The organism is Vibrio sp. D3 (assembly GCF_043995865.1).
In the GTDB taxonomy this organism is placed as follows: Bacteria; Pseudomonadota; Gammaproteobacteria; order Enterobacterales; family Vibrionaceae; genus Vibrio; species Vibrio diabolicus.
Genome location: NZ_CP171886.1, coordinates 590,978 through 614,443 on the forward strand (window position 1 = coordinate 590,978; position 23,466 = coordinate 614,443).

Annotated in this window: 13 protein-coding genes; 2 read left to right on the forward strand and 11 right to left on the reverse strand. The window is 44.0% G+C overall.

The annotated features are described in order from the left end of the window. Window positions 1-8 precede the first annotated feature (8 nt). From tssA to ACHFJ9_RS02565, 8 genes are all read right to left on the reverse strand, one after another. Window positions 9-1,571, reverse strand: coding sequence for a type VI secretion system protein TssA (gene tssA, locus ACHFJ9_RS02530; protein ID WP_395355098.1), 1,563 nt, complete (start codon window positions 1,569-1,571; stop codon window positions 9-11). Then, window positions 1,558-3,558 (reverse strand): serine/threonine protein kinase, encoded by a 2,001-nt coding sequence (locus ACHFJ9_RS02535; RefSeq protein WP_395355100.1) that lies wholly within the window; start codon window positions 3,556-3,558, stop codon window positions 1,558-1,560. The genes tssA and ACHFJ9_RS02535 overlap by 14 nt, the downstream gene beginning before the upstream one ends. A gap of 237 nt (window positions 3,559-3,795) precedes the next feature. Continuing rightward, complete coding sequence (locus ACHFJ9_RS02540) at window positions 3,796-4,740, reverse strand: hypothetical protein (RefSeq protein ID WP_301949008.1); 945 nt, start codon at window positions 4,738-4,740, stop codon at window positions 3,796-3,798. Next, window positions 4,733-5,725 (reverse strand): DUF2169 domain-containing protein, encoded by a 993-nt coding sequence (locus ACHFJ9_RS02545; protein ID WP_395355103.1) that lies wholly within the window; start codon window positions 5,723-5,725, stop codon window positions 4,733-4,735. The genes ACHFJ9_RS02540 and ACHFJ9_RS02545 overlap by 8 nt, the downstream gene beginning before the upstream one ends. Continuing rightward, window positions 5,706-7,025, reverse strand: coding sequence for a hypothetical protein (locus ACHFJ9_RS02550; protein WP_395355105.1), 1,320 nt, complete (start codon window positions 7,023-7,025; stop codon window positions 5,706-5,708). The genes ACHFJ9_RS02545 and ACHFJ9_RS02550 overlap by 20 nt, the downstream gene beginning before the upstream one ends. Before the next feature lie 111 nt (window positions 7,026-7,136). After that, a complete protein-coding gene (locus tag ACHFJ9_RS02555; protein WP_005392644.1) occupies window positions 7,137-7,619 on the reverse strand; it encodes a hypothetical protein in 483 nt (160 codons plus the stop codon). A gap of 2 nt (window positions 7,620-7,621) precedes the next feature. Beyond that, window positions 7,622-9,700, reverse strand: a complete 2,079-nt coding sequence (gene tssI, locus ACHFJ9_RS02560; RefSeq protein ID WP_109169809.1) for a type VI secretion system tip protein VgrG — start codon at window positions 9,698-9,700, stop codon at window positions 7,622-7,624. A gap of 72 nt (window positions 9,701-9,772) precedes the next feature. Further along, window positions 9,773-10,291: an Hcp family type VI secretion system effector gene (locus tag ACHFJ9_RS02565; RefSeq protein ID WP_005373415.1), complete on the reverse strand. Its 519-nt coding sequence runs from the start codon at window positions 10,289-10,291 to the stop codon at window positions 9,773-9,775. A 456-nt stretch (window positions 10,292-10,747) separates the two neighbouring features. Here ACHFJ9_RS02565 and tssH point away from each other — a divergent pair, with 456 nt between their 5' ends. Further along, a complete protein-coding gene (gene tssH / locus ACHFJ9_RS02570) occupies window positions 10,748-13,426 on the forward strand; it encodes a type VI secretion system ATPase TssH (RefSeq protein WP_395355108.1) in 2,679 nt (892 codons plus the stop codon). Then, on the forward strand, window positions 13,413-15,044 hold the full coding sequence (locus ACHFJ9_RS02575; RefSeq protein WP_085343953.1) for a sigma-54-dependent Fis family transcriptional regulator: 1,632 nt from the start codon (window positions 13,413-13,415) through the stop codon (window positions 15,042-15,044). Before tssH ends, ACHFJ9_RS02575 begins: the two co-directional genes overlap by 14 nt. Window positions 15,045-15,116: 72 nt before the next feature. On the opposite strand, the gene ACHFJ9_RS02580 is transcribed toward ACHFJ9_RS02575, so the two are convergent. The 3 genes from ACHFJ9_RS02580 to ACHFJ9_RS02590 are packed head-to-tail and all read right to left on the reverse strand — an operon-like array spanning window position 15,117 to window position 22,775. Next, complete coding sequence (locus ACHFJ9_RS02580) at window positions 15,117-19,862, reverse strand: OmpA family protein (RefSeq protein ID WP_395355110.1); 4,746 nt, start codon at window positions 19,860-19,862, stop codon at window positions 15,117-15,119. Then, window positions 19,855-21,096 carry a hypothetical protein gene (locus ACHFJ9_RS02585; protein ID WP_109169806.1) on the reverse strand — a complete coding sequence of 414 codons (1,242 nt, stop codon included), beginning with the start codon at window positions 21,094-21,096 and terminating at the stop codon, window positions 19,855-19,857. Before ACHFJ9_RS02585 ends, ACHFJ9_RS02580 begins: the two co-directional genes overlap by 8 nt. Before the next feature lie 23 nt (window positions 21,097-21,119). After that, on the reverse strand, window positions 21,120-22,775 hold the full coding sequence (locus ACHFJ9_RS02590) for a hypothetical protein (RefSeq protein ID WP_395355112.1): 1,656 nt from the start codon (window positions 22,773-22,775) through the stop codon (window positions 21,120-21,122). Between the last annotated feature and the right edge of the window lie 691 nt (window positions 22,776-23,466).

Genomic DNA, 23,466 nt, shown 5'->3' on the forward strand with positions numbered 1-23,466 from the left:
CTCTTTAATTAGTCATAAATTGCTTTCCACTCTTCATACTTCTCAGGTAAAAGATCCTTACTTCTGAATAACTGATGGAGTGTTTTTCGAATCAGGTCTTCTAACTGCGACGATAAGTGGGGTTCCCAGCTCGCGAGATTAAACGCATTTTGTACTTCCCACCCCTTCTCAAGATACGGCAAACACAACGGGTATAATCCAACAGACTGGTAAGCTGCTATCAATTGTAAATACAGCATGAACTGTCCACGCCCTGAGCCATCCAGCTCAAGTTTGCGGGCGAGTTCTGCGGCATATTCCCCTAGATGTTCTAGAGTGATATCCTCCACCAGCAATGAATCTTCTTCAGCGATCACAACCGTCTGTACGACAGTTTGTGCTGCCGATGAAGTAGCATCTTGAGTAGACAACCAACTCAATGTTGCTTCATCTGCAAATGGTATAGAATTCTTAAAAGAGAGGCGTTCGATGCCCTCCAGTGACTCAACAAACCGCTTTACTTCTTGTTTCACGGCAAGTGCTGCGTCATCAAAACCTAAGTTAGTAAGCATCAAATACACGAAATGGTGGCCCGTGAGCCAAAATGGCGCGTCAGTTAGCGTGCGCTCCAAACGTTTAATCGTGTCGATGTCACTTTCCTGATTGGCTTTGTCGCGGTATTCCGCTTGTTGATCGGACGATACCGCCAAGCTCAATGGCGTTTGATCGTTTTGGTGGTCAGGTAGACCATCAATGTCATCCCAAGTCAGATGACGATAAATTCGGTAAGCCAGCGGATCACTTGGATTCGCATGAAGCATGACTTCCGCGACTTTTTTTAACGTGCGTTTTGAAGCCGTAGGCGATGAGAAATCTGTATCGACATCGACTTCTTTCGCTACGGCTTTCTTAACTGGCGCAGGTTTAAGGGCCGGCGGAACCGTCTTCGCTGGAACGGTTTGAACATCGTTCTGTGCTGGCGTTTCTACCGCAGCTGGTGCAGGTGCCGCTTGTTCGATGTTAGCGACTGAGTCATCGCTCTGGTCATCGGCCGCCGCTTGTTGAGATAAAACATTAAGCTGCGTACGAATCTCAAAGAAGTCCGCTTCGGAATCTTGGTAAACATCGTCGTACTGACGCTGCACTTCTTCAATCGCCGAAATACAGCCTGAAACTAATTCCCAAGCTTGCGCACTGTCCGCAAGCTTAGTGCTCATCAATTTAAATTGATGGTTCAACCACTCCACCGCACCGTCTCTACCGCGTTTCCGTGACGGGTAAAGATCACTACCGAAGCAAGCTAACGCCTCATTAAGCAGTTTCAGACCTTGCTCAAAACCTTTGAGCCCAGATTCCTCGGCAAGCGCTCGTACTAAATAGCAAAGTGCTTTTAAATCTTTACTATGATGCTCGAGCACTTCCATTGCATTGGTTTTTACTACATTCCAGTCGACCGTTTCGCCAAATAGAGAGCCGAACTTTTTTACCTCGGCTTCCATCATTTCATAGCAAAACTCGTAACGAGCATCGTTACCCGCAGGAGATTCATCAGAAATCGGTTTAAGAAGGTGATCAGTATCAATGTTGGACAAAATTCGCATCTCCTTCAGTCAAGTAGTCTCTCAATGCACGAGCTACGGCAATGGCACCATTTGCAGGCTTAGAAAACTGATGACTCTGATTAATCGCATCCGACGCCATGCTATCTAGAATTTTTGTGATTTCTGTAAATTTTCTTGGCGCATTTCGTTCTAAATCAGCAAGGGACTCATGCAATTTCTGTTTGTCGAAAATGGATTGCTCCATCACCGTACTAAACAAAATAAATTCGCTTCTTGCGATGATTAAGTCTGTTATTTTTTTTTCTAGTTCTGGCGTATTACCAAAGTAGTCTTTGGCTAATTCAGCTTCTTCAATCGCTTTGGTATAAAAGTGAGCTTCTGCATGTTTATCAATGGAGTCATTAATATTTTCCATCACTCTCTTTGGTAAGATTTGGCTATAGAAATATGCCTGTGACTGGTTTAATAACCACGCCTCTTTCATTTCTTCTTCTGCGAGCTTAGCTTCACCATCTAAAATTAAGTGAGCAATCTGCTTATCACGACTGCCAGCAATGGCAGATACTTTCATGGAATCAACAGAGGCGACATTCAAACCCGACATCACTTTAGTCAGCGTTTCGTCCGCATCAGGAAACAATGCACCATCACGAACGAGTTCCTCTCGCAACGTGACAAGCTCCTTACGTAAATCCACTAATGTCTGTGGTAGTCCATCAGCTAAAGCTTGGTAAGACTTCAACTGAGTCTGTTTTTCATTATATAAACCCGAAAGGCTTAGTTGCTGAACTCGATACGCTTCTCGGTAGGCTTCAGTCGTATCAACGCTCTGCTCAGTTTTTGCTAATACTTCTTTGATTTTCCATGGCGGCTCAGCCAAAAAAGAAGCAGTATCTGTGGGCGTGATTGTGTGACTTAAAGGTGTCGTTTCTTGGGCAAAAATAGCATCCAATGCATCCGAATCTTGCTGATACAAATAACTTCCTGTCATTGCCAGCACACTCAACACTAAGCTCGCCTCTAATATTTTAAAGCGTCCGTACGCTGTTTTATCATTCGACTTACAGTGTGTAAGCAGAAGATCCGCATTACGCAAGCTACTGAAAATTGGTGCGTTAGAATTTGAGTTAATCGATTGAGTATCGATTCGTGCTAACTGCTGGGCGAAAGAAATAGCGGTATAGCCATGCCCTCTTGGTTTATTGATGACTTGTTTGAGCAACTTCCAAATATGAGCCGGGATCAATGCAGGACGCTTTCGGTCTTTTAATTGTTTATTCCAAGTATCACCAAATATTGAACCCAAAAATAAATGTCCAGCGAGCAAAGCAAGGGAGTAAACATCATCTTGCGGTTCCGCGATGCCAGTTTCGATATAAAGAGGTGAAGCGTAGTTCAAGCTTGCTTCTGCGTAAGGTTCCGTTTCTCCAATATAACGAGCAGCACCGAAATCGATGAGTTTAACGTAATCGCCTTCACTCACTAGTACGTTGGATGGCTTAATATCAAGATGGCAGATGCCTCTTGTGTGCATAAACTCTAAGGCACCAGCGAGTTGATATACCACCCAAGCGATATGGTCGTGGCGGAAACCTTTAGAAGAGTGGCGCTCCATCTTTTCTGCGAGTGATTCACCTTGGATCCACTCGTACATCAAATATGGGCGTTCGAATTCGTTGCCGATTTTTATGAAGTTAGCCACGCTCGGATGTTGGGAAAGCTCTAATCGACTCGCTTCGTTAACCAACATTTTGCTCGCAAATTCTGGCGAGTCATCATTGATAACTTTGCAACAGATCTGCTTCTCTGGTTGCCCTTTTTTTGCAAGATGGTAAACCGTTGTCTTACCATTTTTAGAAGGAAGCTTGTCTAATACATCAAACTGTGAAAAAAGCACGTACTCAAGCTTCGGCTTATTTTTTTCTGCTAGCCTTTGCTCATTCAGTTTCTTTTTCTCAATAGCTTTCACAACCAACTGATCGATATATCCTTTGGCTGTACTCTGATTATTAGACACTTAGTACTCTTTTATAGAATAAATATTATTAGAGTTGAATAATATTTTCTTGAACATACTTGTATCAAGGCTAGTATTTAAAACAAACAGTAAGCCTATTATTTTAGTTATTATTACTAACTTATTAGAGTTTTTTACTTACGCTTTCACTGCATCAGTTATACGCTTTTTCATGATACAAACGTAAACCTAATAATATGAGTGTATTTTCATTGCCATTTGATCGATGAGTGCCTACTAACATTGCAGCAACTGGAGAATCCCCTTGTCACCATGAAAGTCAAACATTAACAACGTGGTTGGTTGTCTAAAATGGTGATCTCTGACCGCAAAGGCGATTAAGGCTAGAGAAGAGCAACTGCCCAACGTGCCCCACAATTCGTTAATAAGCTGCGGTTGTTCTGGATTCGTGAACCGTTCCGCTTTAGCCCCCAGAGCAAAGCCGTAATCTTCCGTGTGCATGCGAAGGTTCGTCATATCGGAATACACTTCACCAAATGAATCGAGCTTTTTACTCGCACGTTGAACAAGTCGAAACATGCCTCTTCGGTCTGAAGTGTTTAATTCCGTATCAATGTAGCCAAGCTGCGCTTGAGGCTTAAGTTTCAATGTCTCTATGGTATTTCTGCGACAAAGAATTAAACCTGCCCCACCCTCGCTCGGAATAACGCCCCATGGATTATTCGTACTCATTACCATCGCATCGTCGATGAGTGTTTGCATCGAATTCACCAAGGAATCGACACTGATACACATCATGGCATCATATTTATCCAATGATTTCATGGCCTGGAGAACGAAACTAGGCCCACTGGCATGAACTGCATTCACCACAGAGAGAAAGTCAGCGTAGTGACTTTCACCAAGCCATTCTTGCACCTTTACTAGTGAAACAGACGCAGGCACCGCTATAAGCAAAGGTATTGGTCTCAATGAACGTGGTAACTGCGCTAACAATGAATCAAGCAAGTGGGTTATTAACTCACACGTTTTCTCAAACTGCTCAATTTCTTTGGTGTATTCGATTTTGGCGTAAGTAAAACGCTCGATACCATCATCCCCTACACATTGGTCGAATCTTCCTAAATCAGCATACGAAACTGCACTAGCAATATCTAAATTCATACCGGTTGGCGTCATCACTTCCATCCCTAGCACGTAACGGCCTGTCGAATTATGCATGCTCGCTTACCTCTTCCAACTTAGCGATAGACGTCGACACCAACAAATGCTCCTTGCCCTGACAAGGAAACGCAGCGGTGTAACTGATTGATATGGTTTTCTTTTCAGCATCAACGAATAAGGTGTACATCACCATATCAACTTGATAGCTATCGTTATTAAAAACGGCAGTTGCTCGATATTTCTCTTTAGGAATGCGGAATGAAAGCGTGTCATCATGACAAAAGCCACTCATCATCAAACGCTCCCCCCCACGAAGAAAGCCTTTGCACTGCTGATCAATAGGCGCGCTTTGGAAGAACCGCTTATCAAAATCGAGTGGCAACATTGGCTTGCGGTTCTCAATCCAATCGTCATCGAACGTGCCGGCCAGCTTCTGGCGCGACTCAAAGAACGGAGGCACGGGCCCGAAACCCGCAACACGTAGTTTTTTCGCGGTGGCACTCCAGTCCTCTCGAGGATAAAAAACCGAGGGCACTTTCTGCTCAAGCAACTCTTTGTTGGAATCGGCAATACCACCGCCAATTCGGTTGCGTAAATCACCACCAATCGCGCAAGTGTAATCAATGTCTTTTTCAATAAATGGGACTGGGTTACTCAGCGTGATACTGCCAGCATGCTCAACCCATACGCGTTCCCCGTGAATAGCGAGACTCTTATCGATATGACCATCAATCAGCACACGACACTCTTGGTATGTCACTGGCTTTTTCGCGTAGCTGCGCGCTTTGCCGTAAACAAGTACATCTGTGTTGTCTTTAGTATACGCGAACTCATGGTCAACTTTCATCGCAGAGAAGCCTTCTTCGCCCAAATATTGGGGATCATCGAAGATTTCACTTTCACCTAATTCGTGCCAAACCACACCATCGAATTGCCATGTGCGTTTGGCGACCACAACCCAGACTTCATCGCCGTTTTCGTCACGTTGAAAACGACCTTTAAGTGATAGCTCAGGGTGCGCCTCAATATCCCATAACTGCATTGCTATTCCTTAAGTTGAATCGTTCGCTCGCAGAAGGTGCGGTCTTTAAATTGTTAAAGTTCCAGTCTTGTTGATGAATCGGCATTGCCATATCCCAAGGCACGTAGGCTCTGGATTGAATACAGAGTTGACGCCATAGCCAATCGCGGAACAGCACATCAACGTTAGCATCTTGCATCGCAGCTAACGTAGACTCGAAGCTCAATGCGTAACCCAAGCGGCTTGGTAGATTTTGGATATATTTTTCATCTTCCACCCACTCATTGAGAAGATCGACGATCTCTTCCCATTCATACTCGACACCAACATCTTGCGGAGTCAGAGGAAGAAGTTTTCCGTAGACGACATACAAGGCTTGAAGCCAAATTTCACCCTCTGCTTCCCCTAGGCTTTCCAAGTGCTCGATGATTTGGGGCATCAACTTCCAATCACCACTCAGAGCAAAATCAACAGGTGCTAATGGAGAAGAGATATCAAACGCCTCAAACTCTTTTAACTCAAGCAACTTGGCATAAGTGAGCACTTGCGCTGATGGTAATCCACTTGGTTCGATGCCAAAGCACTGACGGAACCAAGTACCTCTGTCACGTTTGGTAATCAAACGTTCAAATAGATATTGTTCGCTGCCTGCATTGTCATTGAGCCAATCAATCCCCTCTTTCACGTCTTGTAAAGCGAGTAGTGGCAAAGCAACATGAGAGCTAATGATGCTGGCTTTGTGCCAGCGCTTGATGAGAGAAACACTTAATGTCTGGCGGACACGTAAGCATTCAAAGTAAAACGCACTGGATGTCGCATTACCCTCAATAAGCTCCGAAAGCGTGCTATCCATAGACTCAACCGGAGATTGTACGGCAATGACCATTGCAGTTTTAGCGTCAATATCTTCGAGCAAACTCAGTCCACACAAAAGGTTATCAAGATCTGAACCTAACTCTCCTTGTAACATGAGCCAGATATAGATTTCTGGCTCTTTGCTTCTTAATTGATGGAGTAAGCCCGGCGCTAATCGATAAAACGACAAGTACACCTGCTCCAGTTCTTCAATTTGGCGTTCGATCAGTTTGAGATACTCCAACTCACGACTTGGATAACCCCTTTTGTGAATTTGAACTCGCTGCCTGATTAAAAACCCGATACTTTCAGAAGCAATGGACAGCTTTTCATTACAGAAATCCAGCCACGTTACTGGCAATTGGGAAAGGTCGTTCACAGCACGCTCAGCTTTTGCTAACGCGCCTTCGACTTCTTGATTGGTTATGGGTGCCTTTAGGTGCTCGACACCGATTCTTTGTCGCATCTAGTTGTCCGTTATTAGCGTGCCATAACGCGATTGCAATTAGTTAACTCGAAGTAATTAGCTCACTCGGCGTGACTTGTTAACACAAAACCATTAGCTAACGCGATGTAACTAGTTAATTGCGATCGTTCCGCCTTGAATTTTTTGTGCTTTTTCTGCTTGAGAAGTGACGTACTTCGCTTTAGTGGTAATTCGTCCATCGCGCCCGCTATAGCGAGTTTCTGTCTCACCACTTTTGACTACCAACTCTTGTTCTGTCTCGATAACCATCTTCTTCGCTCGCAATACAAACTCATCAGAGTCATCCAGAATGGAGAAAAAAATGTCCGTCACAAGAGGCAAGCTTAAGTCGTCGTTCAAAAACTCAATTCGACAACTTAATCGATTATCGATAGCCATTTGCAGTTCAGAACGACGAAAGCCACGTCCTAGTCTCGCAGTGAGTGGCTGCTTAAATGGATTACCATCAAAATCAACTCGTACACTGCCCGTAGACTCATTGATAGCCACTATTATTCCAAAACGCGAAAAGCAAGCCGTTGATTCGGCTTGCTGCTCTGATATTACTTCTGTTGTAAGAGGTTGTTTTTCCATTGTTAGTTAACCACTACGTTGCCACCTTTCACGACGACTTTGTCACTGCCTTCGATCGTAATAGCCGAGCCTGATAACTTTATTGAACCATCACTGTTCATCACTAAAGAGGAACCACCCGTTTTCAATACAATTTTGTCGCCACTGATGATTTGCGTCGCACCATCGGCTTTATAAGCGGTGTTACCTTTCACTGATACCGTTAAGTTGCCACCAACCGTCTGGTTATCATCAGCACCAATGTCTGAACTCTTAGACGCACCGATAGTAAGGTTACTGTTTTCACCAATATCTAAGTCATCATTTTTGCCGATCTTAGTCGTACGGTTATCACCAATTTCTAAGTCAGAATTGTTTTTCACATACTGAGCTTCATTCGCGTTGTATGTGACGGTAACGTCTTGCTCGACTGTCTCGGTAAACGTACTGTTTACTTGTGTCGTTTTATGCCCATGAATGGTTTCTTTATGGTCACCATGAACTTCATTCGTTTGGTGACGTGCAACCTTCAGGAATTCATCTTGACCGATATCACGGTAACGGTTGTTGAGCACCTTGGTCGACATGTCTTTTTGAGCGTGAATATAGACTTCTTCTTGGTTCGCTTCGTCTTCAAAACTCAACTCGTTGTAACCTGTTCCTTTGTGCGTTTGCGTGCGGAACGTGGTACGAGTTTTGTTTTCTGGCAAAGAGTACGGTGGGAAATGCAAACCGTTGTAAACTGCGCCCGTAACTAACGGGCGATCTGGATCCCCCTCAAGGAAAGTCACTACGACTTCATGGCCAATACGCGGCAAGTACACTGCGCCCCAAGTTGGCGCCGCCATGGATTGGCTTACGCGGATCCAGCAACTTGAATGTTCATCGTTATCGCCATAGCGATCCCAATGGAACTGTACTTTCACTCGACCAAGTTTGTCGGTGTAAATCTCTTCACCTTCTGGTCCTACAACGACCGCCGTTTGAGGGCCATCAACCACTGGTGCTGCTAGTTTAGGCGCTTTAAAAACCACATCACGTGGAATACATGAGAACTGGTTGTAGTAAGTGGTTGGCATACCACTCGCTTCATCTTCATGCACTTGCGGATCTTGCCCTGTGTGCATTACAGACAACATGAGGTAATCGCGGTTAATCTCAGAACGTGGGTGGTCACTGACGTTAAAGCTGTAACCAGATGCTAAGCGCATTACGTCACTCGTTGCTTCCACTTGTTGATTATCGACTATGTGTTCCGACATCCACTCCGTGGTTCTCACTTGGCCCATCAGCGGGTCAACGTATCGTCCAGGATAATCAAACTGCTTGAGATCTTGGTCGAGCTCGCCAGCCTGTGTCATCTCTTGTGGAATTTTAGGGTGTTCGTAGTTGTAATCTGTGTACGTAACCTGTCCCGTTCTAACGCGGTTAACTAACTCGAGATCAGAGATATGTTCGCGATCGGCAACACCGCCACCATCGGCATGATAAACAATCGGCCCAATGTATGAAGCATTTAGTGGTGAGCTTATCAAAGGTGCAATCGCGTCATTACTGTCGACAATGACCATCGTATGATTTGAATCGCTATGGTCAAAGTAATACCACATACCGTGTTCAGCCATCATGCGCTGCACGAAGTGCAAGTCAGACTCACGATATTGCAGAACGTATTCTTTTGGAGGATAAGTACCCGACACTTCAAATCGGTAATCGGTGACTGCCCCATCATCGAGTACTTCTGTGATGATGTCTTGCGCTGACTTTTGCTGGAAAATACGACAATCTTGGCGCTGAGATAAGAACCAAGCTTGAGGAACCAATACTAATTGATAACGAGAAAAACGACGTCCAGTCCCTAAGTAACGAACTTCATTCACCACGCCGTTGAACACACGCGCAGCCCCAACACCTTGTCCGTAAAGTGTCAATGTTCCTGCTTTACGTATTAACTCATCGAACGAGATATCTGGATCAAGTGAAAGTAATGAGAGATTGATGTGGAAAGGCTTAGATAACTCTTCATGAACATGAAAGCTCTCAACCCGAAATTCATGCCCACATCCAGGCACTTCAAATTTAAATTCTACGTCATTCACCATATCTTTTACCTGATACAAATAATCGAATTAGGGCCAACAATCGTTGGCCCTGAATCTTTACGCGACGAGCAATTAAGCTTCGCGTGGAGCACGCCAGTCGTCGTTACCTGCAGTACCACAGTTTTCGTGAGTTACTTCGATCGCACGGTAAGTGAACTTAAGCACTTCTTCTGTCACGCGGTCAGCTGTTGCTGCGTCTTGACAGTGGTTCATACGAGTTTGGATATCGACAAGTAGCGCATCAATCAATTTGATTGAGTAGTAGTGCTCTTGTTTACCTTGAACTGAAGTACGGTAGAAGCGGATCACACACTCAGGAAGTTTTTCGCCAGATACTAGTGCGTTGAATAGTAGTGGAGATGAGCGATCTTGAACTTTAGTTACAACAAGTGGACGGTGTACACGTTGACCAGTTGGCTGACCACTTTGTGGATCACGTGGAACAGTTAGCACGTGATCAAGTTCTTGTACTAGGAACTCATCAACGTGAGCTTCTTGCCATGTGTTACCTACTGAATCTGCAGAGTAAGTATCTTTAGTAATATGGCCTTGAGTCTCACCTTGGATAGACATATATGCTGGAGTTGGCATCGCTATTTCCTTTTCTAAAATCTGTTTTGTTTAAATCACCAAATCGCTTATCACCGCGACCACTTGGTATAATCAAAGTCCGTGCCAACTTTAAAAATAAAACAAAAACAACAACTTAAACAAATTCAGACATTATTCACTAATATCTTGAGTACAATTTATTGGATAAAAAACCAAAAAGTTGGATTAAGATAATAATAAATTGTTCTAATTTTAAAAAGTGAAAATAACCATATAAAACTGTGTAAATAAAGTCATTAAAACTAATAAATCCGACACTTTTACTATCAATTAATTTAGAATAACAACACCATTAAAATAACCACAAACATTAATGTCACAATAATCATTAAAAATAACCAACAAACGATAGTCAAAATATCTTGATAAAAAAAGAACGCAATCACTTTTAGTATAATAGCCGCTACCTCTTTTCCTCTAAAGAATAAAATGGCTATGATAAATATAAACCTTTCTTCATTAATTCAGCGTCTACACCCTATTGCAAAAGTAGCATTAGAAGACGCCGCTGCACTTGCAGTCTCTGAAAAAGCAAACGAAGTTCAAATTGAGCATTATTTACTGAGTCTATTAGAAAGGCCAAATAGTGATTTTGACGTCTTATTAAGTCATTTTGATTGTTCTGAGAACTTATTAAGACAATCGGTTCGATCCACACTCGACACCAACGCCAAAGGAAATGGCAGCAAACCTGTTTTTTCTGCTTTATTAATCGAATGGTTGCAAGAAAGTTGGCTGGTTTCTTCTTTAGATCTATCCGAAACACAAATCCGCTCTGGCGCCCTACTCCTTACTCTTGTTAGCAACCCTCTCCGTTACGGCCAACATGGTTACGCCTCTATCCTTGAAGCGGTAAACCCTGACAGCCTTAAGCGTAACTTTGCAGAGCTAACAAGCCAATCTATTGAGGCGCAAGTTGCTACTTCAGAGAAAACACAAGCTCGTGAAGGTGGTTCAGCACTGAGCAAGTTCACAACCGACTTCACTGGTAAAGCACGCAAAGGCGAAATCGACCCTGTTTTCTGCCGCGACCAAGAAATCCGCCAAATCGTGGACATTCTTGCTCGTCGCCGTAAAAACAACCCTATTGCTGTTGGTGAACCGGGCGTTGGTAAAACCGCAGTAGTAGAAGGTTTGGCACTTAAGATTGTACAAGGTGACGTACCAGACAACCTCAAAGGTGTTGAGCTTTACGGCCTGGACATGGGTCTTCTGCAAGCTGGTGCAAGCGTAAAAGGCGAATTCGAAAAACGCCTAAACGCAGTATTGGATGAAGTGAAAAACTCGCCAACTCCAATCATTCTATTCATCGATGAAGCACACACCCTTGTTGGCGGTGGTAACCAAGCAGGCGGCAGCGACGCGGCAAACTTGCTAAAACCAGCCCTAGCGCGTGGTGAAGTGAAAACCATCGCTGCGACAACATGGTCGGAATACAAGAAGTACTTCGAGAAAGATCCTGCTCTTGCGCGTCGTTTCCAATTGGTGAAACTCGACGAACCGTCTCCTGAACAAGCAGCATTGATCATTCGTGGTCTGCGCCCTGCTTATGAAAAATCACATAACGTTTACGTGCGTGACGATGCTATCACTGCTGCGGCAGCACTTTCTGCTCGTTACATCTCTGGTCGTCAACTGCCAGACAAAGCGATCGATGTACTAGATACGGCGTGTGCACGAGTGAACATCAGCCTTAATGCCATTCCTGCTTCTGTAGAGACACTGCAACAAGAACTTGCAGCTCAACAGCGCGAGCTTGAAGCACTTGAGCGTGATGCTCTGCAGCAAACTGGCGACAAGCACAGCCTTGCTAACATTCCAGACCTAAAACTGGCCATGGAAACAACGAAAGAAGAGCTAGCAGAACAAGAAGCGCAATGGCACAAAGAAAAAGAGCAGATCCAAGAGATGATTGCTCTACGCTCTCGCTTGCATGAACTGGTCTTTGGCGAAAAAAATGAAGAGGAGCTTGTTGCAGAAGAAGATTCAGAACAAGAGCAAGACGTTTCTCCATATGCAGAAATGGATGAAGAAGCCGTTCGCATTGCAATTTCGGCCTGCCAAGAACAGCTAGATGCAATCCGCAATGGCAACCCACTAGTTCACTTTGAAGTGGGCCCAGATGAAGTCAGCCACGTTATCTCGGACTGGACTGGTATTCCTATGGGTAAGATGCTTCAAGACGAAGCAGAAACCACGCTAAAACTGAAAGAAAGCCTAACACAAAATATCAAAGGCCAAGAATACGCTATCGATGCACTGTCTGAAGGCATTCAAACCGCAAAAGCCGGCCTAGGTAACCCAGACGCACCGACAGGCGTATTCCTGCTGGTTGGCCCAAGTGGTGTGGGTAAAACCGAGACAGCTCGTGCGATTGCTGATCAAATGTTTGGTGGTGAGCGCTTTATGACGACCATCAACATGTCTGAGTTCCAAGAGAAGCACACGGTATCTCGCCTAATCGGTTCACCTCCGGGTTACGTAGGTTACGGTGAAGGCGGCATGCTGACAGAAGCGGTTCGTCAACGTCCATATTCTGTTGTTCTTCTTGATGAAGTGGAAAAAGCCGACCCTGAAGTGTTGAACCTGTTCTACCAAGTGTTCGACAAAGGCACGCTGAACGACGGCGAAGGTCGCACCATCGACTTCAAGAACACGCTGATCATCATGACCAGTAACCTTGCAACGCACGAGATTGAATCTTTGGTTCATCAATCAAAAGACATCGATGCGAACATCATCGCAGAAGCTATTCGCCCTACTTTGAACCAACACTTCAAGCCGGCGCTGTTGGCGCGTATGTCTGTGCTTCCGTTTGTTCCGCTGTCTGATGAAGCAATGACAGAAATCATTCACCACAAGCTGAACAAAGTTTCTCAGCGTCTACAGAGCCATCACAAGTTGTCGCTAAGCTACGAAGAAAGCTTGGTTGAGTTCGTACTAGGTAACTGCCGCCTTGCTGAAACGGGCGCGCGTAACATCGACGCAGTCATCAACCGTCAGTTGCTGCCGCAACTATCGACTCAGCTATTAGTGCATGACAAGGATGATTCACATACGCAAATCGAAGTGTCTGTCGATGAGCAAGGAACACTAACCTATGCGTTCAGCTAACCATAGCGAACTTAGTAACGCCCTACTTGCGATCAGTCAGTCTTTGGCTGATCGCAGCCAGCTTACCCAAACATTGGATGCTGTGTTGACCGCTGCGAGACAAATGACCCTCGCAAAACATGGCATCATTTATGTTTTGGACCAGACTGGCCAGGCGTTGATTCCAAGTACCGCTCACCATAACGATAAAACAATCGTTTCCCATCCTTGGGAAGCATTGCAGTTAGACTCAGCCAGTGAAAACGACCCATTTAACTTTGCCATTCGTAATGGTGAAGTGGTGTTGATTAACGAGTTGTATAAGTACAACGGCTATGACTGTGAAAGCATCTATCAAACAGAACAGACACTGGGATTAAAAAGCGAGAACTTACTGGCTTGGCCTTTGATTGATAGCGAAAGCAAAACCATTGGGCTGTTAGTCTTACTCGATTTGAACGTCATCGACAACGAGGCAGCCTTGACGGAGTTTTGTCGAATGGCTGCGAGTAATATTCGCCAAGCCGTTTGGTTAGAGCAATACGGGCAAGTAATAAAAAATCTCAATGCCGACAATCAAGCCCTAGTACGCGAGAACACTCAGCTCAAAAAACGTACCCAGAAAGCCTATCAAGGTCCTATTGCAGAGAGCGAAGAAATGCTCAATGTCTTGAATCGTCTTGATAAGGTGCTATCTCTTCCTGTCGATGTGCTGTTGCGTGGTGAAACGGGCGCTGGTAAAGAGGTGATCGCGAAATACATTCACGAAAACTCTAATCGTTCAGAACAACCTTTGATCGTACAGAACTGTGCCGCAATCCCAGAGCAGTTATTAGAGTCAGAACTCTTTGGCCATAAGAAAGGCTCATTCACTGGCGCGGACAAAGACAAAGTCGGTTTGTTTGAAGCAGCCAACGGCGGCACGCTTTTCTTGGATGAGATTGGCGATATGCCAATGCTACTGCAGGCAAAGTTGCTACGTGTGCTACAAGAACGTAAAGTTCGCCCTATCGGCACCAGCAAAGAGATTGAAGTGGACGTTCGCGTTATCGCGGCAACGCACTGTAACCTCATGCAGCAAATCAAAGATGGCGGATTTCGTGCCGACTTGTTCTATCGCTTGAATGTCTTCCCTATTACATTACCACCACTGAGAGCACGCAAGTCGGACATTATTCCCCTTGCTGAGCATTTCGTGCAACACACGACTAACACGCTAGGTTTGCCGCAAGCGCCAGGGTTAAGTGCCAACGTACGTAAACAGCTGCTTGCCTACCAATACCCAGGGAACGTGCGTGAGCTTAAGAACATCATCGAGCGCTCGGTGCTACTGTCTGATTTTGAAACCATTACTCACATCGAGTTTGGCGAACAAATCCCAGAAGATGTGCCAAGTATCGACATGAAAGCAGCCTCACCTACCCCAGACCAACCTGCTTACGAGCGGCAGGCACAAGCGGATTTAGAAGACGCTTCAAAGAGCCTTAAGGACGTCGTTAGCCAATACGAGCGTACAGTGATCATCGATTGCTTAAATGCCTGCAATTGGCACACCAAGAAAGCTGCCGAACAATTGGCGCTGCCAATGAGCACTCTCAACCATAAGATGAAGAAATACGACATTTCTGCAGCGGGTTGATGGGGCTTAAAAAGAAAATTCTAAATTCAGTATGAAGTCATAAGAAAAGAAAAACCGCCCGAAGGCGGTTTTTTATTTTCCATCAAGTAACCACTTTTTAAGTATTTGCTCTCGTTGCGCAGATAATGGAAGATCCCTAGCGACAGAGTAGTCTTTCATTACAGGCTCTGCATTCATCCAAACACTCAACGGAGTAGCTTTGTGGGACATCTTGCTACGAGTTGAATTTGCCAAATTGGAATCAGCATCGTCAGTCGTTCCCGCAGTATATTCAGAAATAGCTTTAAACTCCTTTTTACTCATCTCATACCACTTTGGGTTGTAGTGGATCTCTCGTGAGTTGAACAAGGTTGGCGCCGTTGTATTTATAGCTCGTACTGGAAGCTTCTGTGATGAAGCGTTTAAAGATAAGCCTGCTTTCCCATCGATATCGAGCATGATATATGGCTTTTCGTTTTCACTAGGGATAAACGGGCGCAAGCCAGCCATCTCTTTCCCAGTTGCATTAGTGTACTTCAGTGAAATCTCGACTGCATAGAGATCAGTGTCAACAAAGTTTGGTGATAAATCGAATATCCCTCCTTCCTTGACTACCATGTCGTCTACAAGCTTACTTATATTGCTCGAAAGATGCTTCGAAATGTCAGTCAAGTTTTGCGGAACCGACTTAGGTTTGAATAAGACCTCTTTTTTCACGAGATTCACTTCGACCTTTCCTAGTGGATACAGATCAACATCTTGATGCTCAAAACTGTAGCGACCTCTTGCGTCGTTTGCTTTCAAACGAATATCCACTGGTAAACGGTGAGTGTCAACCCCCCCTTGCTCAAGAGTTATCTCCACATTAGCAACCGATTTAGTGCTGACAATAAGTAGCAGCTTGGAGGCTTGAGCCGAAGGATCATAGGATGGCTGTTTTTTTGTCCAGCCGAGCGCTTCCATTATGTCGTCGTGCTCACTTCCGGGAATGAGGCTCTTAACGCTAGCATCATAAATGTACAAGTTTGCCTTAGCATCTGAGAATAATTCTGGATACTCTACTGCTTTTTTCCCTGCTCTTGCTAAGAAGGTTTTCTCATATAAGAATTCATGCTCTTTCGACATTGTTAAATTAAAGATGGAAGCCTTATTCGTACTAGAAGTTAGCTCCTCACCATCTTGTGTTTTAAATACGAGCTCTCTTTTATATGTTAGCTTTGTTTCTGTTTTAGCAACGTTAGGCACACCAACTTCTAAAAGGTAACGCATCACATAAGACGCTGAGTGTTGTTCATCTACCTGACCAAACACCGACTTCCATTCTTTGCTACCGTAGTCATCTGCAATAGGCTTGATGCCACTCATGATGTTGCATCCAAAGTAATAAGTAGGACTTACAACAACACCGTATAGTGTCGTATCTGTCTCTAACATTTGCTTCTCTGTTAAATACGCCCTCTCAGTTTCAACTAGTGATTCCAGTGCAATTTCACGAACATACTCAGTAGTGTAAGAGCCAAAATCATCAAAGAACCTATTTTGCCTCACAGGTCTAACACCCACAGGCACAAGATTAAGCAAACCTTCTTCTTTGAACTTGGTCAGCGTTTCGTCCTTCATATCAAGAATAATAAGTACTCTAATTGGCATAGTCGGCGTAATAGCTTCACCGCTGTTAACCCTGTCTTCGAGTGGGAGCCACTCGTCATTGACTTTTACGGAAACCATATGCCCAGCAAACATGGAGTCATCAAGCTTAGATAAATCTGGCGCTTTTAATAGAGATCTAAGCTTAGTTAAACTAGGGTCCGCAATAGTATGTATAGGACAGAATTTTTGATATACCTGCGATTGTTCAAGCGCTTTTATCCCAGTCTGAGATTGCTTCGCTCGGTATGTTACGTAACTCGTCATTGCAGCAAAACTCAGCACACTTTCCGAAGCACTACGGTAAATATTCTTTGTTTCTAGCCACGCTTCATCAAGGTGGAAAGAAGGAAGCCAAGTTCCCCCCAAATCCCATTCATCACTTAAAAGATAGGTCTTTATATAGCCTTCAATATCAAGATCTCTTTGCCCAGACGTCAAGTGATTAACCGCGTAATATTCCGAAACGTAATTAGTTGTTTTATTCTCTTCTTTTATTTGAGATTCAAGTAGAAGCAATCGCAGCAGCCCATTGAGCGCTATAGCGCGTTTTATATATGCCTTGCCAACAACACTCAGTTCATCGAACGCAGGTAAACCTCGATACAGTAACGCCTGTCCTACCACATCAAATTCAGAAAAACGTTTCTGCTTCTCTTTGTATTCTTCTAATTCTTTATTAAGAATTTTGGCTGCACCATCCAAAGTAGAAACCAAGGTTTCACCTGACCAATACAACCCATATGCTAACGCAGCACCTGGACCAAGCATTGGCGCAGCAAAGCCTAATGCAATATCAAAGGCTTGGCCGGAAAATTTCCAAATTTCCTCATGGACTTTCATCTCTGCTAAAACCGCTTTCTGTCGATTTTTCTCCAGAGCTAGCAGCCAACTTCTACAAGCAGGATATTCAAAAGCAGAGTTGAGGTAGAACTTCATCTCCGCTCGACGACTTAAGCGCCTATTACTCGTATCATTATCGGCATAAACGCCTTTACCAAGCGCAGATATTCGATGGTCCCACTTAATAGCATCAGTGCCAAGATCTTCTAAAATTGATGATTTCAGCGCCGAAGCACGTTTTTTCGACAGTTTAGTGTTGTATTCCACCGAGCCAATATCACACGTATATCCTTCAATGTTCAGCAACATTTCTGATTCTGTATTACGCAGATATTCAGCCACTTTAGAAACGAGCTTCTTATCAGAATTGGTAAGTTCATCATTTGCGCTATCAAATTCAAAAAACAGCGTGAGATAGCTTGCCTCACCTTCTTTTGCCCGTTTTTTCTCTAACAGCGGCCTACCATTTAACAGCACTTTATGACTTACACTTTTATCAGAGAATGCTTCAAGGAGCGCTTTTTTATGTTCCGCTTCAGACTCAAGCAGTGCCTGACGATCTTTTTCATCGCTCAATAAAAGTGTTGATATTACCGATTGTGTTTTCTGGCCATATTCCTTCGACTTATCAATATAGGCATTAAACGCCGCCTCGGAATTCTCGATACCTTTCGGAATTTCAAGACCGCTAGAAACAAACTCAGCAAAGCCAAAAGGCTTATCAAGTGCATATTCAATAGCCCGAACGGCGGGCTTTAAAGGAGTTACGATCTTATCGTCCACCTTATGCCAAAAATGCTGTAACGCTGGTGGAATTGTATAAACGCTCGGTAACGCGCTCCCAAAGTGATTTGACCAGTTAAGTGCTTTTGCTAAATCTTCAACAGATCCAAGCGTATCTTGAGCCGGTGGCTTCAGCTTTTGCGCAAAATCTAAGAAACCCTTTGCTTTTGCATCAATACCGACCGCGAGTTTTAAAGCATTTAAGAGCTTATCTTCAGCTTGCTCTCGATTCAAACCTGCGCTAAATGCTTTATGAACCGTCGTCATACTGAATGGATCCATCACGCCAGACGCTGAAGCCTCGATAACGGCTTTATAGTTACCGATGGAATTTAGAATATTAATCGACGGTTGCACACCAGTAGCAGGTTTGTTTTCGCTTGTATAGGGGAGATTTTTACTCCAATCGAGCCAGCCTTTAAATGTTTCTGGCGCATGTTGGAACAGTGACTCCTCAACAGAGATGGGATCACCAGAAAGGATGATGCTGCGCCCTGCTATTGAATAAATAGGCAGGTGTAAGACTTGCTCAGATAATGAGTAACAATTGTTTGGGATATTTAACTTAGCAACCTGAGCCATCTGGCTATCTGAAGGTTTAAGTAATGCATCCCAATATCGCTTAATTCCCTCTAAATCTATATCAAAGCGGACTAATTGCTTGATTTGATCATCCTCATCCAGATGACCGCCAGTTATCCAGAATGTGGCGACATATTGGGTTACTTCCTTTGCAACGTCAGAGTCACTGGCCTGATTAGCAATATCAAAGTATGTAACCGGCCTTACTCGGCTAGTGATTTTATTGCCTATATCCTTAGCATCCCCTTGGATGATCAAGTTTTCTGGTTGTCCGGACAAAGTAACTTCTGCTCCCTCAAAATAGTCGGCAGAGAAGAATAAATTGATGGTCCAAACTTGAGGAATACGCAGATAATAAAAATTATGATTATAGTTTTTGCTATAAATTTTTTCATACAGGCGTTTATACGCGCCTTTATTTTGCCCAAACTGCGCCTCTGCTGCTTCAGCTTTATGGATAAAAAACTCGGCTAATTCGGGCGCTAAAAATCGCCTCTCGGCAGGGTCTTTGCTTAGCTTTTGGTCCTGTTCAATATCTCTGTTAGTTACTACGCCAACTTCAATGCTTTCATCACTAGAACTTACAACATCCTTGGCCAAGGCTGCTAAGCGTTCCGTCCAAGCAGTATCTTCAGACATAACCGCAGCGGGAATTAAGTAAGGTGGGATATAGACGGGTTTTAGCTTATCTGTCGTGCTAGAAATCGTTAGTGGTGAAGAAGAAAGCTTATTCCCATCAAGCTCTTTAACTGATTGAACCTTGGTATTCCAACCTTGTAGCCGACCTGATGAATCACTGAAGTATAGTGGTGACGCATTCTTACTATTGCTACCATCCACAGCTTGACCAACTGTTAACTCTGGAAGGGCTAACGCAAAACCGGGCAATGGATAGAGCCCGTTGCCAGTAATGGCCTCCCCGCCTGGTCCGACCAATTGTCCCATCAAGTAGAGAGAGTGCTGTTCAATCTTAGCCCTAGCCATGATTACGCTCCTCTAGAACGGTTCTTGCTTTTTCGATGTCAGCATAACTTGGTAGCGGATAGAGTGACTCGCTCCAATTATCCGCTTCTTTATGCTCAATCACATTACGGCTAAAGCCAAAGCCATAGGCGGATTTTTTAACTCGTTCTCCATCTCTAAAACCTACGAACCCATATATCATTTCTGTAGTAGGGCTATTATCGGTGGGCTGGTGTAATACGCGGGTTATGTTTCGACCGTGAACAGGGACGAACCACATATCACTACCGTTAAAAGCCAACAAATCCACTGTAGCAGGGAAATCGCCTATTTTTTCAGAGGGCCTTCCCGAGCGGTATGCCGCACCTCCAAGGCAATAAAAACCATCTCCATACTTTCCGCCCCAGACATTACAATCGTAGCTATCCGGAGTAAAGTCACCGCGATCGACCAGTTTTAAGGTTTTTGCATCAAACACGAATGTATTACCGCATTTGGGTACATCGCTCTCCCCAAAAGTTTCAAGGTATTCGTCATTCTCCCACCCACAGCCAAACCCCGCCAAACTCGAATTAAAACTCAAATAGATCGCTTGCTCTGACTGGCTCATATAAGGCTTGGCAAAAGAGGTCATGTAACGTGCGTATGAACCATTTACATCAGTAAATTTCACTACCTCTTTGGTGTCTAGCTTAACCAGAAGAAGCTCATCTCTTTTTTTCACAACAACTTGTGTGCTGTCTGTATCCCACATGATGTCGTGACGAGTTGAGCCAGACTCCTCACTAATGTTAGTTATTTCGCCATTATCTAGATCATACAGCACGGTACTATCTTTCTGAGGGACAACAAGATAGCGGCCGTTTGGCGATCGTGACATATATTTAGCATAATCAATCCCAGTATTAGGCGGGGGAGGCAATATCCCTTCAGGGATCAGCAATTGAGGGTTAGTACCATCAATATTTAATACCCAGTAACTGACCTTGGATTTATCTTCTCGGTTTTCGATAGTAAACAGGACCTGAGGGAGTGTCACATTTTCAGTATTCCAATCTGCAACATTTGGGTTATCCGGTATTTCAAAATCGTACTGGTAAAGCCAAGTATCCGTTTTACCTTTGTACAAATCTAGGCGGTCTGCCATGCTCTCTATTCGAGCTTTCTCATCAAAATACGGCTTAGCAATAATGTAACCAACACCCGCAACAACAACAGTCGTCAAACCCAAGCCGAGTAATATTTTCTTTTTCATTCTTAATCCATTTTCTATTTAGGTTACAACGACCAATCCAGCACTAATGACTCAAAGCGTTGTTTTTCTGCTGCAGTCATATCTTTAGGCTTATCGTTTGGCTGAGCTTCGGGCGAACGTTCAGTAGCGCTCTCAGGTTCAACAAATAAATCGTTGTAAGCGACCCGATCAAAAAGTACGTGACGACTGTCTGGGTCTTGGTCATGTACCAGGGACATAGTAAAGACCCCGTCCGATGGTAGCCCACTTAACAGCGCTTGCTGCCAGTCGTGGTCTTCCCCTTCATAAAACTCTAAATCAAAGACGTCTTTATAATCGCTATTGTGATCGATTACATAGAGTGAATTCAAAGCGGTGATGCCAGACGTACCAACATCCACCCGGAATAATAGGCCACTGTTTTTTCCATCCACATAAGCGATGACCGTATTACTCTGGTCATAACTACGTACTATGGCTTGCTGGTCACTCAGCCATGGCATGTCATCCTCGGTAACTTTGTGGATGGCGGCACTGTCTACATCGGAGGTGAATTCTCGTGCACTGAATGACTGCGCGTCACTGTAACTGCTTAATTCATCTAATGGCGTGCTGGATTTCTCTAGCAAAGCAGCATCCGATTCTAATGCTTCAATTTGAGCAAAGCGCTTTTGCTTTGGTGAGAAAATGATCTTGAGTCCATTTTCTCCCTGCTGGACTTCACCCGATATTTTGTAAGGTGCCCAAAAATGCGCCATGGCAAAACCGCTTGCGCTTCTTTGTATTACCTGATGTGTGTCCTTTTTCTTTTCTTCTTGCTCTAGGGTACGGTAATACTCGACGTCAACATCTTGGTAGTAACCTTTCTCGGTGATAGCCATCTCTCGCCAAAGCTTCCCTTTCCAAAACACATAAAGGAAACCACCACGCAGGTCAGAAGCTTTTGCTTTGTCGTTGCTGCCATCTAAGTAAGCCAATGGTCTCACAGGCACCAACACGTTATCCCACTCATCCATCTGAGTTTCTTTATCAACGGGTTGCAAGTCTTCGGCGAGTTTAAGCAAGATTGGCTGAGGCTGGTCAGAGCAAGGGATTTTGATATAAAGCGTTTTGCCTTCAGCATCCAGATCTTTAAACGTGGCAAGGCTACGGTGTTTGTTCTCGGTATCAGCCTTGCCTACAGTCACTTTTTCTTTTTGAGCGTCGGTTTTTCCCAACATCAAACATGCTGCATTACTAGACCACTGTCCCGCAAACTCGACAACAATTTTTTGGTCTGGGCTTGGCTCAGAAGGTACATGCGTGTAACGGCGAACTAGAGCAACATCGTCAGTAACCTGCTTGTATCCTGCTTTAAAAGCTTTGCTTTCATTCGAAGCAGATACAGAGTCAACGAGTGATTTAAGTCTAGGGAAGCTTTGCAGCTGAGAGTCCGTCAATGGCGACCGACGAGCAACGGTAGATAATGACACCCAATTGCCTTTCCCCAATTCGATTCTTATAGCAGCTAGCAATGCGCTGGTCGTTTTTTTGGCAGAGATGGAAATCTTTTGCGCCAATTCTTTAGGGAGGTTTCTAAGGATGTCATCTGAATTTCGCAAACGCGAAAGCTGTCCTATACACTCGTCCGGTGTAAGAACATAAGATAGCTCGTTGGAGGATAGCTTCGAGCTAGGTATAAATTTGCAAACTAAATGCATTTGAATTCTCCACAACCAACATCGTAAATATGGTTGCGGTGACGTTTAAGCTGATAAGGCTTACTGGTACGATTTGGTCTGCGTATCCTACTTACTTAGCCATTGATTTTCAACGAGATAGAAAAATTACCCGAATTCAAAAACACCAAACAAATGGTGATTTTTACTATCAAAACATGCGATTTAACCACAATGAAAGCCAGTAACATCACCCGATTTGTCAAAATGGTAAAATCTTACTCTCTAAAAAAATTTAATTTATGGACTGAAGTTAACAAAAATCGTAATAACGTGAGCTTGAGGTAAGCGCTCGGAAAGTCAGAAGCTGATGAGATGCCCTCCTCAGCAACAAACAACAAATTGACTGTTACTGAGGAAGTTTAAATAAAAAGGTGAGCGCATTACGCACTCACAAAAGTAACTGCTCTGAAGCTTGCTAGGATTAAATTTGCTTCATCGCGAGTTAAAGAGACGAGGTATTACCCATCGACCTCATGCAGAACACTATACTCAGAGTATAGAAACGAGCGTAAATATATAATATTTAAAAAGATTTTCAACGCGACACATTCACCACAGCATCTACCGAGCGACCATCACAATCACGTCATACACACCTAAAAGCAACATTGGCCTAGTTATTATAGATATTCAGCCTTGTATTAAGACGATTCATTAATTCGAGTAACTT

Excerpts from the sequence above, each read along its gene's own strand:
- ACHFJ9_RS02540 (WP_301949008.1), bottom strand. The coding sequence starts at position 4,740 with ATGCATAATTCGACAGGCCGTTACGTGCTAGGGATGGAAGTGATGACG.
- ACHFJ9_RS02545 (WP_395355103.1), bottom strand. The coding sequence starts at position 5,725 with ATGCAGTTATGGGATATTGAGGCGCACCCTGAGCTATCACTTAAAGGT.
- ACHFJ9_RS02550 (WP_395355105.1), bottom strand. The coding sequence starts at position 7,025 with ATGCGACAAAGAATCGGTGTCGAGCACCTAAAGGCACCCATAACCAAT.
- ACHFJ9_RS02555 (WP_005392644.1), bottom strand. The coding sequence starts at position 7,619 with ATGGAAAAACAACCTCTTACAACAGAAGTAATATCAGAGCAGCAAGCC.
- tssI (WP_109169809.1), bottom strand. The coding sequence starts at position 9,700 with ATGGTGAATGACGTAGAATTTAAATTTGAAGTGCCTGGATGTGGGCAT.
- ACHFJ9_RS02565 (WP_005373415.1), bottom strand. The coding sequence starts at position 10,291 with ATGCCAACTCCAGCATATATGTCTATCCAAGGTGAGACTCAAGGCCAT.
- tssH (WP_395355108.1), top strand. The coding sequence starts at position 10,748 with ATGATAAATATAAACCTTTCTTCATTAATTCAGCGTCTACACCCTATT.
- ACHFJ9_RS02575 (WP_085343953.1), top strand. The coding sequence starts at position 13,413 with ATGCGTTCAGCTAACCATAGCGAACTTAGTAACGCCCTACTTGCGATC.
- ACHFJ9_RS02580 (WP_395355110.1), bottom strand. The coding sequence starts at position 19,862 with ATGGCTAGGGCTAAGATTGAACAGCACTCTCTCTACTTGATGGGACAA.
- ACHFJ9_RS02585 (WP_109169806.1), bottom strand. The coding sequence starts at position 21,096 with ATGAAAAAGAAAATATTACTCGGCTTGGGTTTGACGACTGTTGTTGTT.
- ACHFJ9_RS02590 (WP_395355112.1), bottom strand. The coding sequence starts at position 22,775 with ATGCATTTAGTTTGCAAATTTATACCTAGCTCGAAGCTATCCTCCAAC.